The organism is Skermanella pratensis (assembly GCF_008843145.1).
Taxonomy (GTDB): domain Bacteria; phylum Pseudomonadota; class Alphaproteobacteria; order Azospirillales; family Azospirillaceae; genus Skermanella; species Skermanella pratensis.
The window spans coordinates 5,654,864-5,668,922 of the sequence record NZ_CP030265.1 but is presented as its reverse complement, the minus strand read 5'-3'; the positions used below and the strand labels follow the sequence as shown (position 1 = coordinate 5,668,922).

The following is a 14,059-nucleotide window of genomic DNA, read 5'->3' as shown; positions in this document are numbered from 1 at the left end:
TCCGGTGATCCCGACCATCTTCGCCCCGGCCACCGCGCCGGGGCGCGGGGGCGTCGCCATCGTCCGGGTCTCCGGACCCCGGGCCGGCGACGCTCTCACGACCCTGTCGGGCCGGCCCCTACCCGCCCCGCGCATTGCCGCCGTCGCCCGGCTTGCCGATCCGCGCAGCGGGGAGTTCCTTGACCAGGGGCTGGTGCTCTGGTTCCCGGCGCCGCGCAGCTTCACCGGCGAGGACGTGGCCGAATTGCATGTGCATGGCGGCCGGGCGGTCGTCGCCGGATTGATCGACGCGCTGTCCGCCCTGCCGGGCTTCCGGATCGCCGAGCCCGGGGAATTCAGCCGGCGCGGTTTCGAGAACGGCAAGTTCGACCTGACCGCCGCCGAGGCCATCGCCGATCTGGTGGATGCCGAAACCTCCGCCCAGCGCCGCCAAGCCCTGCGCCAGATGGAAGGCGAGTTGGGCCGGCTCTACGAGGATTGGCGCCACCGGCTTACCCATGCCCTTGCCCATCTGGAAGCGGACATCGACTTTCCCGACGAGGATCTGCCGGAAGGCGTTTCCGACCAGGTGCGCCCGGTCCTGGAGTCCCTGATCGCCGGCCTACGGGCACATCTCGACGACAAGCACCGGGGCGAGCGGCTGCGCGACGGAATCCACATCGCGATCCTGGGCGCGCCGAACGCCGGCAAGTCGAGCCTGCTGAACGCGCTGGCCCGGCGGGAAGCGGCGATCGTGTCGGAGCGCGCGGGCACGACGCGCGACGTGGTGGAAGTCCACCTCGACCTGGGTGGCTATCCCGTCGTCCTGGCCGACACCGCCGGTTTGCGCGAGGCCGCCGACGAGATCGAGTCCGAGGGCATCCGCCGGGCGCTGGCCCGGGCGGCTCAGGCCGACCTGAAGCTCGCGGTTTTCGATGCGACGTCGCTGCCCGACCTGGATGCGCAGACCCTGGCGGTCGTGGACGAGGATGCCTTGGTCGTGCTGAACAAATGCGACCGCGCCGCTGTGCCTGAAATGGCAGTCGGCGGACGCGCGACGTCGGCGGTTTCCGCCGTGACGGGAACCGGCCTCGCCGAGTTGCTGGAGAGGTTGACCGCCGAAGTGGTGCGGCGGTTCGAGGCGCCCGGTGTTCCGGCCCTCACCCGTGCCCGCCATCGGTCTGCGTTGGAGGAATGCGTGGCTTCGCTCGAGCGTGCGCTTTCGGCGCCCCTGCCCGAACTGGCTGCCGAGGATGTCCGGATCGCGATCCGCGCACTGGGACGGATCACCGGCCGGGTGGATGTGGAAGATTTGCTGGATGTCATATTCCGGGATTTCTGCATCGGGAAGTGACCGCTGTTTCACGTGAAACGCGCCGGTTCGGGAAGTTCAAGGGATCACGGATGCACACGGATGGATCGGATGGGCACGGATACATGCCGGGCGGAGCCGATGCCGGTCAGATCCGTGTTCATCCTGATTATCCGTGTTCATCCGTGATCCTTCCCGCTTCGAAACACCCGCTCCCCGGCAATCCGGCTTTGACCTCAACCCGTTCAGTCAATAAAGTGCCCGGCATGCGGAATTATGATGTGATCGTGGTCGGCGGTGGCCACGCGGGCTGTGAGGCTGCCGCGGCGTCGGCGCGCATGGGTGCGCGCACCTTGCTGCTGACCCATAAGCTGGAAACCGTCGGCGAAATGTCGTGCAACCCGGCCATCGGCGGGTTGGGCAAGGGCCATCTCGTCCGTGAGATCGACGCCCTGGACGGTGTCATGGGCCGGGTGATCGACCGTGCCGGCATCCAGTTCCGTATCCTGAACCGCAGCAAGGGCCCTGCCGTCCGCGGTCCCCGCGCGCAGGCCGACCGCAAGCTCTACCGCGAAGCCATGCAGGCGGTCCTGGCGGAGCAGTCCGGCCTGGACATGCTGGGCGATGCGGTGGAAGACCTGATCATCGGTGCCGACGGGACGGTGGCCGGCGTCATCACCGGCAGCGGCCGGCAGATCCAGGCCGGGGCCGTGATCCTGACCACGGGGACGTTCCTGCGCGGCATGATCCACCTGGGCGAGGAGAAGATCCCGGCGGGCCGCGTCGGCGAGGCTCCGGCCCTTGGCCTGTCCGAGACCCTGGCGCGCGCCGGTTTCCCGCTCGGCCGGCTGAAGACGGGTACGCCGCCGCGCCTGGATGGCCGCACCATCGACTGGGCCGGGCTGGAGTGCCAGCCGGGTGACGACCCGCCTCCCCCGTTCTCAACCCTGACGGACCGCATCACGACGCCTCAGGTTCCCTGCCACGTGACCTGGACGACCTCGGCCGCCCATGAGGCTATCCGCGCGAACCTCCACCGGGCGCCGATGTATTCCGGCCAGATCCAAGGCGTCGGGCCGCGCTACTGCCCGTCGATCGAGGACAAGATCGTCCGCTTCGCCGACAAGGAGCGTCACCAGATCTTCCTGGAGCCGGAAGGGCTGGACGACGACACGGTCTATCCGAACGGCATTTCGACCTCCCTGCCCCGTGACGTGCAGCTCGCCGTGCTCAAGGCCATTCCCGGGCTTGAGCACGCGGTCATGGTGCGTCCCGGCTATGCGATCGAGTACGACTACGTCGACCCGCGCGAGCTGACCCCGACGCTGGAGACCCGCCGCCTGCCCGGCCTGTTCCTGGCCGGACAGATCAACGGCACGACGGGGTACGAGGAAGCCGCGGCCCAGGGGCTGATGGCCGGGATCAACGCGGCGCTACGGTGCGGCGGCGGCGACACCTTCGTGCTGGATCGGGCCGATGCGTACATCGGGGTCCTGATCGACGACCTGATCACCCGAGGCACCACCGAGCCCTACCGCATGTTCACGTCTCGGGCCGAGTACCGGCTGCTGCTGCGGGCCGACAATGCCGACCAGCGCCTGACCGCGAAGGGCATGGCCGTGGGCTGCGTGGGAAGCGTCCGGTCGGAGCGGTTCGCCGGGAAAGCGGCGGGCCTGGAAGTCGCCCGCGCCCTCGTGGGCCGTCTTCAGGCGACTCCCAACGAATTGTCGCGCCAGGGCATCAACGTCAATCATGACGGCGTGCGCCGCACCGCGGCGGACCTACTGCGCTATCCCGACATGGACCTGGGCAAGCTGGCCCGCCTGTGGCCGGAGCTTTCCGAAATGCCGGGCGACATCGCGGAGCAGATCGAGATCGACGCGCGCTACTCCGGTTATCTCGACAGGCAGGAGGCCGACATCCGCGCCTTCCGCAAGGACGAGTCCCTGCTGCTGCCGGAGGACCTGGATGTCGACTCCATCGGCAGCCTTTCCACGGAAATCCGGCAGAAGCTGCGTCAGGCACGCCCCGCCACCCTGGGAGCGGCGGCGCGGATTCCGGGCGTCACGCCGGCCGCCGTGGTCGCCTTGCTCCGTCACGTGAAGCGCCGCGATGCCCGTCTCAGCGCCTGAGGACGTTTTTCCCGGTGTTTCACGTGAAACACGCAACCGTCTCCAGGTCTATGCGGACCTCCTGCGGAAATGGCAGCCGGCGATCAATCTGGTCGGCCCTCGGACCCTGCCCCATCTGTGGACGCGGCACTTCGCCGACTCCGCCCAGCTCCATCCCTTGGTTCCGCCGGGTGCCCGGACCCTTGTTGACTTCGGCAGCGGGGCGGGTTTTCCGGGGCTGGTGCTGGCGATCCTGGGAGTTCCCGAGGTCCACCTGATCGAGAGCGATCAGCGCAAGGCCGCTTTCCTGCGGGAAGTCGCTCGCGCCACCGGCGCCACCGCGACCATCCATGCGGTCCGAATCGAACAGGTCGAACCCTTCCCCGCCGATGTGGTGACCGCCCGGGCCCTGGCTCCACTGGCCAATCTGCTTGGGTTCGCCGCCCCTTTTCTGGCGCCGGGCTCGATTTGCCTGTTCCCCAAAGGCCAGCAGGCCGAAGATGAAGTATCGATCGCTGCGAAGACTTGGAATATCACCGTCGATCGGATACAGAGTGTCACCGACTCCAGCGCCAGCATTCTCCGCGTGAGCGAGGTGTCCCGTGCCTGATGTCACCCGCATTTCCACCGTCGCTCCAGAGGCCAAGATGTCCCGCGCCCGCGTCATCTCCGTTGCCAACCAGAAGGGCGGCGTCGGCAAGACCACCACGACCGTCAACCTTGCCACCGCTCTCGCCGCCGTCGGCAAGCGCGTCCTGATCATGGACCTGGACCCCCAGGGCAACGCCTCGACCGGCCTCGGCATCGAGCGGTCGAGCCGCACGGTCGGCACCTACGACGTGATCTTCGCGGAGGTCCGGGTCGAGAACGCCGCGATCGAGACCTCGGTCCCGAACCTTTGGGTGGTCACCTCCTCCCAGGATCTGTCGGGCGCGGAGATCGAGCTGGTCGGCGCCGAGCAACGGGAATACCGGCTGCGCATGGCGCTCGCCCACAGCGCCCTGAACTACGACTATGTCCTGATCGACTGCCCGCCGGCACTGGGCCTGTTGACGCTCAACGCCCTGGTCGCGAGCGACGCGGTCATGGTGCCGCTCCAATGCGAATTCTATGCCCTCGAAGGTCTCAGCCACCTGATCCGGACCATCGAGCGGGTCAAGCGCGCCTTCAATCCCGGCCTGGATATCCATGGCGTCGTGCTCACCATGTTCGACAAGCGCAACAACCTGTCCGACATGGTCGCCGCCGATGTCCGCGGTTTCTTCGGGGAGAAGGTCTACGACACGGTCATCCCGCGGAACGTCAAGGTGTCGGAGGCTCCCTCCCACGGCAAGCCGGTGCTGATCTACGATCTGCGCTGCCCGGGCTCCCAGGCCTATATCCACCTGGCGAGCGAAGTCCTCAAGCGTGAGAAGAAGAGGCTGACCGCCTGATGGAAGAGAACAAGCGCCGCTCGAACCTCGGCCGCGGCCTCAACGCGCTGTTCGGCGAGGCTGCCGCCGACGATCTGGTGGAGACAGCCGACAAGGGCAAGCAGACCCGGCAGATGCCGATCGAGTTTGTCACGCCCGGCAAGTTCCAGCCCAGGCGCCGGTTCGACCAGGAAGCGATCCAGAGCCTCGTGGACTCCGTGCGCGAGCGCGGCATCCTTCAGCCGCTGCTGGTCCGCCAGCATCCGGACGATCCCAAGATCTACGAGATCATCGCCGGCGAGCGCCGCTGGCGGGCCGCCCAGCTCGCCGGGCTGCATCAGGTTCCGGTCGTCGTCCGCGAGTTCACGGATCGGGAAGCGCTGGAAATCGCGCTGATCGAGAATATCCAGCGGCAGGATCTGACCGCCCTGGAAGAGGCCGAGGGCTACAAGCGGCTGATGGACGAGTTCGGCCACACCCAGGACGCCCTGGCGAAGGCGCTGGGCAAGAGCCGCAGCCATATCGCCAACATGCTCCGGCTGCTGACACTGCCGCTTCAAGTGAAGCAGCTGGTCCAGGACGGCTCGATCACCGCCGGCCATGCGCGGGCCCTGTTGTCGGTCCCCGATCCGGTGGCGGCCGCCCATCAGGTGGTGGAGAAGGGCCTGAACGTGCGGCAGGTCGAGCAACTTGCCCGCGACGCGCAGAACCCGAGGGAGGAGCCGGCGCCCCCCGCGCCGGTCGGCGCGGCAGCCCCGGCATCCCGCGGGGCCGCCGCATCCCGGCCCGGCAAGGACCCGGACACCCTGGCCCTGGAGCAGGACATCACCGGCCGCCTGGGACTCCGCGTCAGCATCAGCGCCCAGGGTCAGGGCGGCACGCTGAGCATCCAGTACCAGACGCTGGACCAGCTGGACGAGGTGATCCAGCGCCTGACGGGGCAGTAGGGTCGGCCGGAGCCGGCTTGCCTCGCGTCAGCCCAGCTTCCGGGCCACCAGATCCGCCAGCTTCACTTCCGGACGCGCGCCGACATGGCTGATGACCTCGGCCGCTGATATGGCGGCGATCCGGGCGCAGTCGGGCAGGCTGCGGCCATGGGTATAGCCGTGCAGGAAGCCGGCGGCGAACAGGTCCCCCGCCCCCGTGGTGTCGACCAGGCGGTCGATCGGGTCGGCCGGGATCTCGAACACGTCCCGTTCCGTCACGACGACGGATCCTTTTTCGCTGCGGGTCAGCACGACGGTCTCGCATCGTCCCCGGACCGCGGCGAGGGCTTGGTCGAAGCTGTCCACCTGGTACAGGGCCATGATCTCGTGCTCGTTGCCGAACAGGATGTCCACGTGGTTGTCGACCAAGTCGGCGAACTCGGCCCGGTGACGGTTGACGCAGAAGCTGTCGGACAGGGTCAGGGAGAGCTTGCGGTCGCCAGCGTGGGCCAGCTTGGCGGCCTTGAGGAAGGCTTCCTTGGCGAGCGGGCGGTCCCAGAGATAGCCTTCCAGGTAGGTCACCTGGGCGCTCCGGATCAGGTCCGCGTCGATGTCGTCGGGGCCCAGCTCGACGCAGGCGCCGAGATAGGTGTTCATGGTCCGCTGGGCGTCGGGCGTCACCAGGATCAGGCAGCGGGCGGTGGGAGCGCCCTCCGTCGCCGGCTTGCTGTCGAAACTGACCCCGACGGCCCGGATGTCATGGCGGAACACGGTGCCGAGCTGGTCGTCCTTCACCTTGCCGATATAGGCGCCCCTGCCCCCGAGGGAGGCGATGCCGGCCATGGTGTTGCCCGCGGAACCGCCGGACATCTCGATGCCCGGTCCCATCCTGCCGTACAGCTCTTCGGCCCGGTCGGCGTCGATCAGGGTCATGGCGCCCTTTTCCAGGCCGTTGGATGCGATGAAATCATCGTCGGCATGGGCGATGACATCGACGATGGCGTTGCCGATGCCGACAACGTCGAGGGTGGCCTGGGACATGCGGGACTGCATCCTTGTTCTGTTGGGAAGGGTTCTGGCGGGAAGGTTTTGAGGATCAGTGCGGCCGGAGTATAACGGCCGGCAACTTCCGTACAAGTCCGGCCCTCGAACCTGATCGCGATGCTTCACATGATCCCTGCCCTCGTCCGCGCCATCGGCCAGCTCTCCGACCCTCCGGTCCGCAAGGTCGTCTGGCTGAGCGTCTTCGGCGCCATCCTGGGCTTCCTCACCATGGCCGGCTTGGCCTGGATCCTGCTGTTCCAGACCCAGCTCACGGAACTGCCCTGGCTGGACGCGACCATCGACGTGCTGGGCGGCCTGGGCGTGTTCGCCCTGGCGTACCTGTTCTTCCCGGCCGTCGTGGTGACCATCTCCGGCCTCCTGCTGGAGCGCGTGGCCGTGTCCGTCGAACGGCGGTACTATCCGGGCCTGCCGCCCGCCGAGGGCCAGGGTCTGGGGGCCGAGATCTGGAACGCGGTCAAGTTCCTCGCGATCGTCGTATTCCTCAACCTGCTCGTCCTGCCGGTCTACCTGTTCCCGGGCGTCAACATCGCGGTCTTCTACATCCTGAACGGCTACCTGCTGAGCCGCGAGTACTTCGAACTCGTGGCGCTCCGGCGGATGAAACCATCAGCGGCCCGGACGCTGCGCAAGGCAAACAGTGCCAGGCTGTTCCTTGCCGGAGTCATCGTCGCCTTCTTTTCGACGATACCTTTGGTCAATCTGCTGGTTCCCGTTGTGGCGACGGCCTTCATGGTGCACATTTTCTATGGGCTCACAGGAAACTTGCACCGAGCTGCCAAACAGTAATAAAGCGTTAACCATGACGGCTCATTTTTGGTCAGCCGTCATCCACCCTGCCTTGGGGGCCATCGCCCATGTTTCGACGCAAGTCACCGCCCACCGGACCGCTGAAATCCGAAGGCGCCATGCCGGTCGAGCCGGCCGCGCCCGAAACGGTGGCCACCGAGCCGCCGGTGCGTTCCCCGTTTGCCGATAAGGGACAAGATATGTCGCCGATCAAACCGCCGTCCTCCAGCACCTCCTTCAAGCCCGAGATTCCGCGCCGCGTGGTCGAGATTCCGGGTGCCCCGGCGCGTCGCCCCATGGGCGAGGGAATGGCGGCGCCTTCGACCGGCTCTTCCGTTTCGGGGTCGTCCCTGTCCAGCAGCGCCACCGAGATGCGCAAGCTGATCGTCGGCCGCGACATTTCGCTTTCGGGCGAGATCACCGCCTGCGACGTGCTGGTGGTCGAAGGCACGGTCGAAGCCAAGCTGCGGGACGGCCGCAACATCGAGATCGCAGAGTCCGGCCTGTTCAAGGGCAGCGTCGAGATCGACGAGGCCGACATCGCCGGCCGGTTCGAGGGCGACATCAGCGTGCGTGGCCGCCTGCGCCTTCGCTCCACCGGCAAGATCAACGGCTCGATCCGCTACGGCGAACTGGAGGTCGAGGCCGGCGGCCAGCTGATCGGCGAGATCCAGGTGCTGACCGCCAATTCGGCCTCCATCGCGCGGATGCCGGCGACCCCGGCCGAGCCGCCGGCGGCTTCCGAGGTGGCGCAGGCTTCCCCCTACCCGGCCGTGCATTCCGGCGGCGCCGAGTAAGCTTCCGGGCCTTGGCCGGAATGAAGAACCCGCCGGTGGGGCCGCCGGCGGGTTTTTTCGTCCCCTCCGTCAGGGGCGGAAGCCCGGTGCCGCTCTCAGAACATGTGGCCGCTGCGTTCGGCCTTGGTCTTCAGATAGGCCTCGTTGTGGCCGTTGCTGGGGAAGACGTGGGGCACCCGGTCGACCACCTCGATCCCGCAGCGCGCCAGCTGGCGCAGCTTGTCCGGGTTGTTGGTCAACAGCCGCACCTGGGAAAACCCCAGCTGCCGCAGCATCTCCGCCGCCGGAAGATATATGCGCTCGTCGGCGTCGAACCCCAGGATCTCGTTGGCCTCGACCGTGTCGAACCCGTCGTCCTGAAGCTGGTAGGCCCGCAGCTTGTTGACCAGCCCAATGCCCCTGCCCTCCTGCGCCAGGTAGAGCACGATGCCGCTGCCCTGCCGGGCGATCTCCGCGATGGCGCCGCGGAGCTGGTCGCCGCAGTCGCAGCGGAGCGAGCCCAGCAGGTCGCCGGTGAAGCACTCGGAATGCAGCCTGACCAGCGCCGGTCCGTCGTCGGCCGACGGATCGCCGATCACGATCGCCAAATGCTCGACCCCGCCGTCGGGCGGACGGAAAGCCAGCACCCGCGTGTTCTCGGCATCGACCAGCGGCACCGCGGCGTCACCGACCAGGGACAGCGTGCGTGCCGCGTGCGTCTGGTAATCCAGGATGTCCCGGGCCCGCACCAGCATCAGGTCGTGCTTGGCGGCCCAGTTCACCGCCGTGGTTCCGCGCGGCAGCCGGACCGGTGCGACGACGGCGGCCGGCAGCAGGCGCGCCAGCTTGGCAAGCGCCACGGCCGCTCCCTCGCGCGTGCCGAGCTCGGCCGGCTCCACGCTTAGCGCCGGGGCGACGCCCTTGGGATTCCGCCGCGTCGGATCGACCAGTTCGTGGATCATATCGGCATCCAGGCCGCCGTTCAGCGACAGCGTGACCACCGGCGCCTGCTGCCCGGACAGCCCGATCGCCGCGGCACGCGGCCGGGTGACCGCGAGCACCGGGGATGCTCCGGCCGACTTCTTGAGACCGTCCAGCGCCTCCGCCGTCACCGCTTCCGCCGACAGCGCCAGGGCGAGGCCTCCCTCCAGATCCTCCACGAGAACGGGATCGCCGCGCCGCAGCTCGCCGATCGCACGATCGACCGATCGCAGGGCCGTCTGATCGAGAGGTTGGGACAGGTCGTCCGTCAGTTTGGCGAGACTGGGGGAGGTCATTGTTCTTTTCTTGATGTTCGTGAAGGGCAGGGCACGCTGTCAGATGTCGGTCGGGGTAGGGCTGGCGGCGGGCTCCCCGTCGCGATACCTGTCGGTCCGCGCCCGATCGTCCGCGCCAGCCTTCACCAGCCAAAGCGTATCGACCGCGAAGGAGAAAAGCAAAAGGGCAAGTGCCGCTGCGGCCGCAAGGCTGCTGAGCGGCGGTTCGACCACCGGCAGGATGCAGGCCAGGAGGACCGCGATCTGCACGACGCAGATGACCCGCCGGCGCTGGCTGAAGGGCAGTTCGGCGTTCAGCATCGGCCAGATCCAGCCGGCGGCGACGAAACCGTAGCGCGCCAGCCCGATCGCCAGCACCCACGCGCCCGCCTTGCCGTCCTGCCACGCCAGGACCGCGAGGATGCCCATCAGGACCGTATCGAAGTTGATGTCCAGCTGCTTGCCGTAGGGGCTCGCCATCCGGGTCCGCCGGGCGACCCACCCGTCCACCCCGTCCAGCGCCAGCGCCAGCAGCGCCGCCAGCGACACGACCCACAGGGCTTCCGGCGAAAGATGCGGGACCACCGGGATCGTGCCGCCGATCAGGCTGGCGATCACGCCGCGCAGCAGCGTCACCCGGTTGGCCGCTCCGAAACGGGCATGGGGCGCGTGCCCGCGCAGATGGAGCAGCAGCAGGACCGCCATGACCGCGTAGAAACCCATGGCGGTCAGGGGATAGATGCCGGGCAGGCCGGCCAGATCGCCCAGCGCCACCGCCGCGGCCGCCGTCAGGACGGCGCCGACGGCCGTGTGCAGGGCGACGCTGCAGACGAGCCGGGCCGCTGCCGGCATCTCTTGCCCGGGCCCCCGCCGGGCGCTGTCGGTCGATCCGTAAGCCATTGACGATAATTGGTGCATAAAATGCGATGGTAAAGGGCTTATGCCCTGTCGGTCGGCACCCGCGGGAATTACCTTGAACGGGGGACTGGTAAATCGCGGCGAAGAGGGCAACTGGTGACGCTTGATCATGGATAGCACCGAACGTTCCCTTCCGGGCTCCCTGCCCGCCTCCCCGGCCGCCCCTGATCCGGATCGGCTCTGGCGGACCATCCTCGACCTCCGGCACGCCCGGACGCGCCCGGACCAGCCGCCGACCGCCGACGCCATCCGGCGAAGCATCCCGCCGGCGGACCGCGAGAGTCTCCTCCTGTGCGACCTCTATCTTCCCCTGTGTGCCGAAATGCCGCGCGGAAGCTATGCCGTGGCCCATCTGGGGCAGAGCCTGGACGGCAGGATCGCGACTCTGTGCGGCGCCTCCCAGTGGGTGACCGGTCCCGAGGACATCCTGCACAACCACCGCATGCGCGCCTTGTCGGACGCCGTCCTGGTCGGGGCCGGCACCGTGCGGCACGACGATCCCAAGCTGACCGTCCGGCTGTGCGAGGGGCGCAACCCGGTGCGGGTCGTGGTCGACACCAACCGCCGGCTCGACGGCAGCCAGGGAATTTTCCACGACGGCGCCGCGCCGACCCTGCTGCTGTGCGCCCACGATCTGGCTCGCCCCGGCGAGCGCGTCGGCGCCGCCGAAGTCGTCGGGCTGCCCCGGTGCGGCGCGGGGCTGGACCCCGCCGGCATCCTGGCGCTGCTGGCCGACCGGGGCCTGCGATTCGTCTTCATCGAGGGCGGCGGCGTGACCGTGTCCCGCTTCCTCCAGGCCGGCTGCCTCGACCGGCTCCAGGTCACCGTGGCGCCGCTGATCCTCGGCTCCGGGCGGCCCAGCTTCACCTTGCCGGAGATCGAGACGATCGACTGCGGACTGCGGCCGAAGTCGCGCCATTTCGTCCTGGGAGCGGATATCCTGTTCGATTGTGACCTGCGTGGCTGATCCTGTCCGACCCGACGCGCAGCCGGATACCGCCACCGCGTTCTGGACCGTGGCTCCCGGCCGGGGAGAATTGCGCCGAGCGCCCCTGCCCGGCCCGGGTCCCGGCGAGGTGCTGGTCCGCGCCGAAGTCAGCGCCGTCAGCCGCGGCACCGAGAGCCTCGTGTTCCAGGGCAAGGTGCCGCCGGAGCTGTTCGACAGCATGCGCTGCCCGTTCCAGGAAGGCGACTTCCCCGGCCCGGTCAAGTACGGCTACTGCATGGTCGGCGTGGTCGAACGGGGTCCGGCCGCGCTGGCGGGCCGGCTTGTGTTCTGCCTGCATCCGCACCAGGACCGGTTCGTCGTTCCCGCCGACGCCGTCGTGCCGGTCCCGGACGGCGTGCCGGCCGACCGCGCCGCGCTGGCCGCCAACATGGAGACCGCGGTCAACATCCTGTGGGACGCCCTGCCCCCGGTCGGCAGCCGGATCGCGGTGATCGGGGCCGGCGTCGTCGGCTGCCTGACAGCCTGGCTGGCGGCTCGGATTCCGGCCGCCAGGGTCGAGCTGATCGACGTCGACCCGGCCCGCGCCGCCGTGGCCGATGCCCTGGGCGTCGGGTTCGCCCCGCCGGAGGCGGCGGCGGGGGACTGCGACATAGTGATCCATGCCAGCGGCAACCCGGACGGCCTCGTCACGGCATTGGCGCTCGCCGGGTTCGAGGCCACGGTGGTGGAGGCGAGCTGGTACGGCACCCGGCCGGTCGCGGCTCCCCTCGGCGCCGCCTTCCATCCGCGCCGTCTCCGCCTGCTATCCAGCCAGGTGGGTGCGGTGGCGCCCGCCATGCGGGCGCGCTGGAGCTACCGCGACCGCTTGACCCTTGCCCTCGAACTGCTGAAAGATTCAAGGCCGGATATCCTCTTGACCGGATCGTGTTTGTTTGCTGACCTAACAGATATTTTTCCCAAACTCGCGCTGACGCCCGGCGATCAGCCCGGAAATCAGATCTGCCACCTGGTCCGCTACGGCGGAACCCAATGACGAACCGGAACGGAGGACTTCGCCGATGTACAGCTTGACCGTTCGGGATCACATCATGATCGCGCACAGCTTCAAGGGCGCGGTGTTCGGCCCGGCCCAGAAGCTCCACGGCGCCACCTTCGTATGCGACCTGGAGATGCGCCGGCGCAGCCTCGACGCCGACGGCCTCGTGGTCGATATCGGAATGGCCGCCGCCCTGCTCGCCGAGGTCTTGAAGCCGCTGAACTACCGGAACCTGGACGAGGTCGAGGAGCTTTCCGGGGTCAATACGACGACCGAGTTCCTGTGCGGCGAGATCCACCGCCGCCTGAGCGCCCGCATCCTGGACGGCGCGCTGGGCGAAGGCGGGCAGGGGCTCGAGAGCCTCAAGGTCACCCTGCACGAATCCCATCTCGCCTGGGCCACCTTCGAGGGTCCGCTCCAGGGGGATTCGGCTCGATGAGCCTGGACGTCCATCTGGTTCTGCCCGGCCGGCTCGACCAGAAGACCGGCGGTTACATCTATGACGCCCGCATCGTCGCGGGCCTGCGGGCGCGCGGTATCGCGGTCCATGTCCACGAGCTGCCCGGCCCCTACCCGATCGTCGACCAGGAAGCGATCTACGAGGCGGACCGCGTGCTGTCCCGCCTGCCCGACGGCGCCCTGGTGGTGATCGACGGGCTGGCGCTGCCCGGTGTCGCCGGCAGCCTGATGATCGAGAACCACCGGCTGCGCCTGGTGGCGCTGGTCCACCATCCCCTGTCGCTGGAAACCGGGCTGGACGAGGCGCAGGCGCGCACCCTGCGGCAGCTCGAACAGGGTTGCCTCGCCCGCGTCCACCGCGTCGTCGTGACCAGCCCCTATACCGCGGAAGCGCTGCTCTCCGGGTTCCACGTGACGTCGGACCGGCTCGGCGTCGTCGAGCCCGGGACCGACCGGCCCGAGGCGCCCGCCGCCGGTTCCGCGACGCCGGAGCCCAACCTGCTGTGCGTCGCCACCGTCACGCCGCGCAAGGGGCATCTGCTGCTGGTCGAAGCCCTGGCCGGCCTTGCCGACCTGCCGTGGAAGCTCACCTGCATCGGCAGCACCACGCGCGATGCCGGCGCCGCGGCGGCGGTGCAGGACGCGATTTCCCGCCACGGGCTGACCGGCAGGATCGCCCTGATGGACGAGATCGGCCCCTCGGCGATGCCCAGCCAGTACAACGGCGCCGACCTGTTCGTGCTGCCGTCCTATTACGAGGGATACGGGATGGCGCTGGCGGAGGCGCTGTCCCATGGGCTGCCGATCGTCAGCACCCGCGCCGGCGCCATTCCGACAACCGTGCCGGAGGATGCCGCGATCCTGGTTCCGCCCGGCGACGCGGCGGCGCTCCGCGACGCGCTGCGGCGGGTGCTGACGGACGCCGGGCTGCGTTCCCGGCTGACCTCGGCGGCGCGGTCCGCGGCCCGGCGCCTGCCGACCTGGAACGACGCGGCCGACCGTTTCGCCGCCGAGCTGGCCAGTCTGGAACCTCGGCTGCGCCTGTGCGTCATGGGCGATTGAGCATCCGGGAGA

The 14,059-nt window shown here is 68.8% G+C and carries 15 protein-coding genes; 11 read left to right on the top strand and 4 right to left on the bottom strand.

The window, feature by feature from the left end; translation table 11 throughout:
- Positions 1-4 precede the first annotated feature (4 nt).
- The 5 genes from mnmE to DPR14_RS26035 all read left to right on the top strand — a co-directional run bounded on the left by mnmE (position 5) and on the right by DPR14_RS26035 (position 5,761).
- A complete protein-coding gene (gene mnmE, locus DPR14_RS26055; RefSeq protein WP_158047740.1) occupies positions 5-1,333 on the top strand; it encodes a tRNA uridine-5-carboxymethylaminomethyl(34) synthesis GTPase MnmE in 1,329 nt (442 codons plus the stop codon).
- 224 nt (positions 1,334-1,557) lie between these two features.
- On the top strand, positions 1,558-3,423 hold the full coding sequence (mnmG, locus tag DPR14_RS26050) for a tRNA uridine-5-carboxymethylaminomethyl(34) synthesis enzyme MnmG (protein ID WP_158047739.1): 1,866 nt from the start codon (positions 1,558-1,560) through the stop codon (positions 3,421-3,423).
- Positions 3,404-4,012: a 16S rRNA (guanine(527)-N(7))-methyltransferase RsmG gene (rsmG, locus tag DPR14_RS26045; protein ID WP_158047738.1), complete on the top strand. Its 609-nt coding sequence runs from the start codon at positions 3,404-3,406 to the stop codon at positions 4,010-4,012. Before mnmG ends, rsmG begins: the two co-directional genes overlap by 20 nt.
- 37 nt (positions 4,013-4,049) lie before the next feature.
- Complete coding sequence (locus DPR14_RS26040; protein WP_158048356.1) at positions 4,050-4,835, top strand: ParA family protein; 786 nt, start codon at positions 4,050-4,052, stop codon at positions 4,833-4,835.
- Positions 4,835-5,761: a ParB/RepB/Spo0J family partition protein gene (locus tag DPR14_RS26035; RefSeq protein ID WP_158047737.1), complete on the top strand. Its 927-nt coding sequence runs from the start codon at positions 4,835-4,837 to the stop codon at positions 5,759-5,761. The genes DPR14_RS26040 and DPR14_RS26035 overlap by 1 nt, the downstream gene beginning before the upstream one ends.
- Before the next feature lie 27 nt (positions 5,762-5,788).
- On the opposite strand, the gene DPR14_RS26030 is transcribed toward DPR14_RS26035, so the two are convergent.
- The gene (locus DPR14_RS26030; RefSeq protein WP_158047736.1) at positions 5,789-6,781 is read right to left on the bottom strand and encodes an adenosine kinase; all 993 of its coding nucleotides are present in this window, start codon (positions 6,779-6,781) and stop codon (positions 5,789-5,791) included.
- 129 nt (positions 6,782-6,910) lie between these two features.
- On the opposite strand from DPR14_RS26030, the gene DPR14_RS26025 reads away from it, so the two are divergent.
- Positions 6,911-7,591, top strand: a complete 681-nt coding sequence (locus DPR14_RS26025) for an EI24 domain-containing protein (RefSeq protein WP_158047735.1) — start codon at positions 6,911-6,913, stop codon at positions 7,589-7,591.
- 31 nt (positions 7,592-7,622) lie between these two features.
- Here the strand turns inward: DPR14_RS26025 and DPR14_RS28535 are convergent, their stop codons facing one another.
- Positions 7,623-7,970 (bottom strand): hypothetical protein, encoded by a 348-nt coding sequence (locus DPR14_RS28535; protein WP_246148615.1) that lies wholly within the window; start codon positions 7,968-7,970, stop codon positions 7,623-7,625.
- Between DPR14_RS28535 and DPR14_RS28530 the strand changes: the two genes are divergently transcribed.
- Positions 7,963-8,388 carry a bactofilin family protein gene (locus DPR14_RS28530; RefSeq protein WP_246148609.1) on the top strand — a complete coding sequence of 142 codons (426 nt, stop codon included), beginning with the start codon at positions 7,963-7,965 and terminating at the stop codon, positions 8,386-8,388. The genes DPR14_RS28535 and DPR14_RS28530 overlap by 8 nt on opposite strands.
- A gap of 95 nt (positions 8,389-8,483) precedes the next feature.
- On the opposite strand, the gene ribA is transcribed toward DPR14_RS28530, so the two are convergent.
- Both ribA and DPR14_RS26010 read right to left on the bottom strand, forming a co-directional pair.
- Positions 8,484-9,644, bottom strand: a complete 1,161-nt coding sequence (gene ribA / locus DPR14_RS26015; protein ID WP_158047733.1) for a GTP cyclohydrolase II — start codon at positions 9,642-9,644, stop codon at positions 8,484-8,486.
- A gap of 39 nt (positions 9,645-9,683) precedes the next feature.
- On the bottom strand, positions 9,684-10,475 hold the full coding sequence (locus DPR14_RS26010; protein ID WP_192499173.1) for a CDP-alcohol phosphatidyltransferase family protein: 792 nt from the start codon (positions 10,473-10,475) through the stop codon (positions 9,684-9,686).
- Between the two features lie 175 nt (positions 10,476-10,650).
- On the opposite strand from DPR14_RS26010, the gene DPR14_RS26005 reads away from it, so the two are divergent.
- From DPR14_RS26005 to DPR14_RS25990, 4 genes are read left to right on the top strand one after another with little or no spacing between them, the layout of a single operon-like run.
- Entirely contained in the window at positions 10,651-11,508 is an 858-nt protein-coding gene (locus tag DPR14_RS26005) for a RibD family protein (RefSeq protein ID WP_158047731.1), read from the top strand.
- The gene (locus DPR14_RS26000) at positions 11,501-12,523 is read left to right on the top strand and encodes a zinc-dependent alcohol dehydrogenase (protein WP_158047730.1); all 1,023 of its coding nucleotides are present in this window, start codon (positions 11,501-11,503) and stop codon (positions 12,521-12,523) included. The genes DPR14_RS26005 and DPR14_RS26000 overlap by 8 nt, the downstream gene beginning before the upstream one ends.
- A gap of 25 nt (positions 12,524-12,548) precedes the next feature.
- Positions 12,549-12,965, top strand: a complete 417-nt coding sequence (locus tag DPR14_RS25995; protein ID WP_158047729.1) for a 6-pyruvoyl trahydropterin synthase family protein — start codon at positions 12,549-12,551, stop codon at positions 12,963-12,965.
- Complete coding sequence (locus DPR14_RS25990; RefSeq protein ID WP_246148606.1) at positions 12,962-14,047, top strand: glycosyltransferase family 4 protein; 1,086 nt, start codon at positions 12,962-12,964, stop codon at positions 14,045-14,047. Before DPR14_RS25995 ends, DPR14_RS25990 begins: the two co-directional genes overlap by 4 nt.
- The last annotated feature ends 12 nt before the right edge of the window (positions 14,048-14,059 follow it).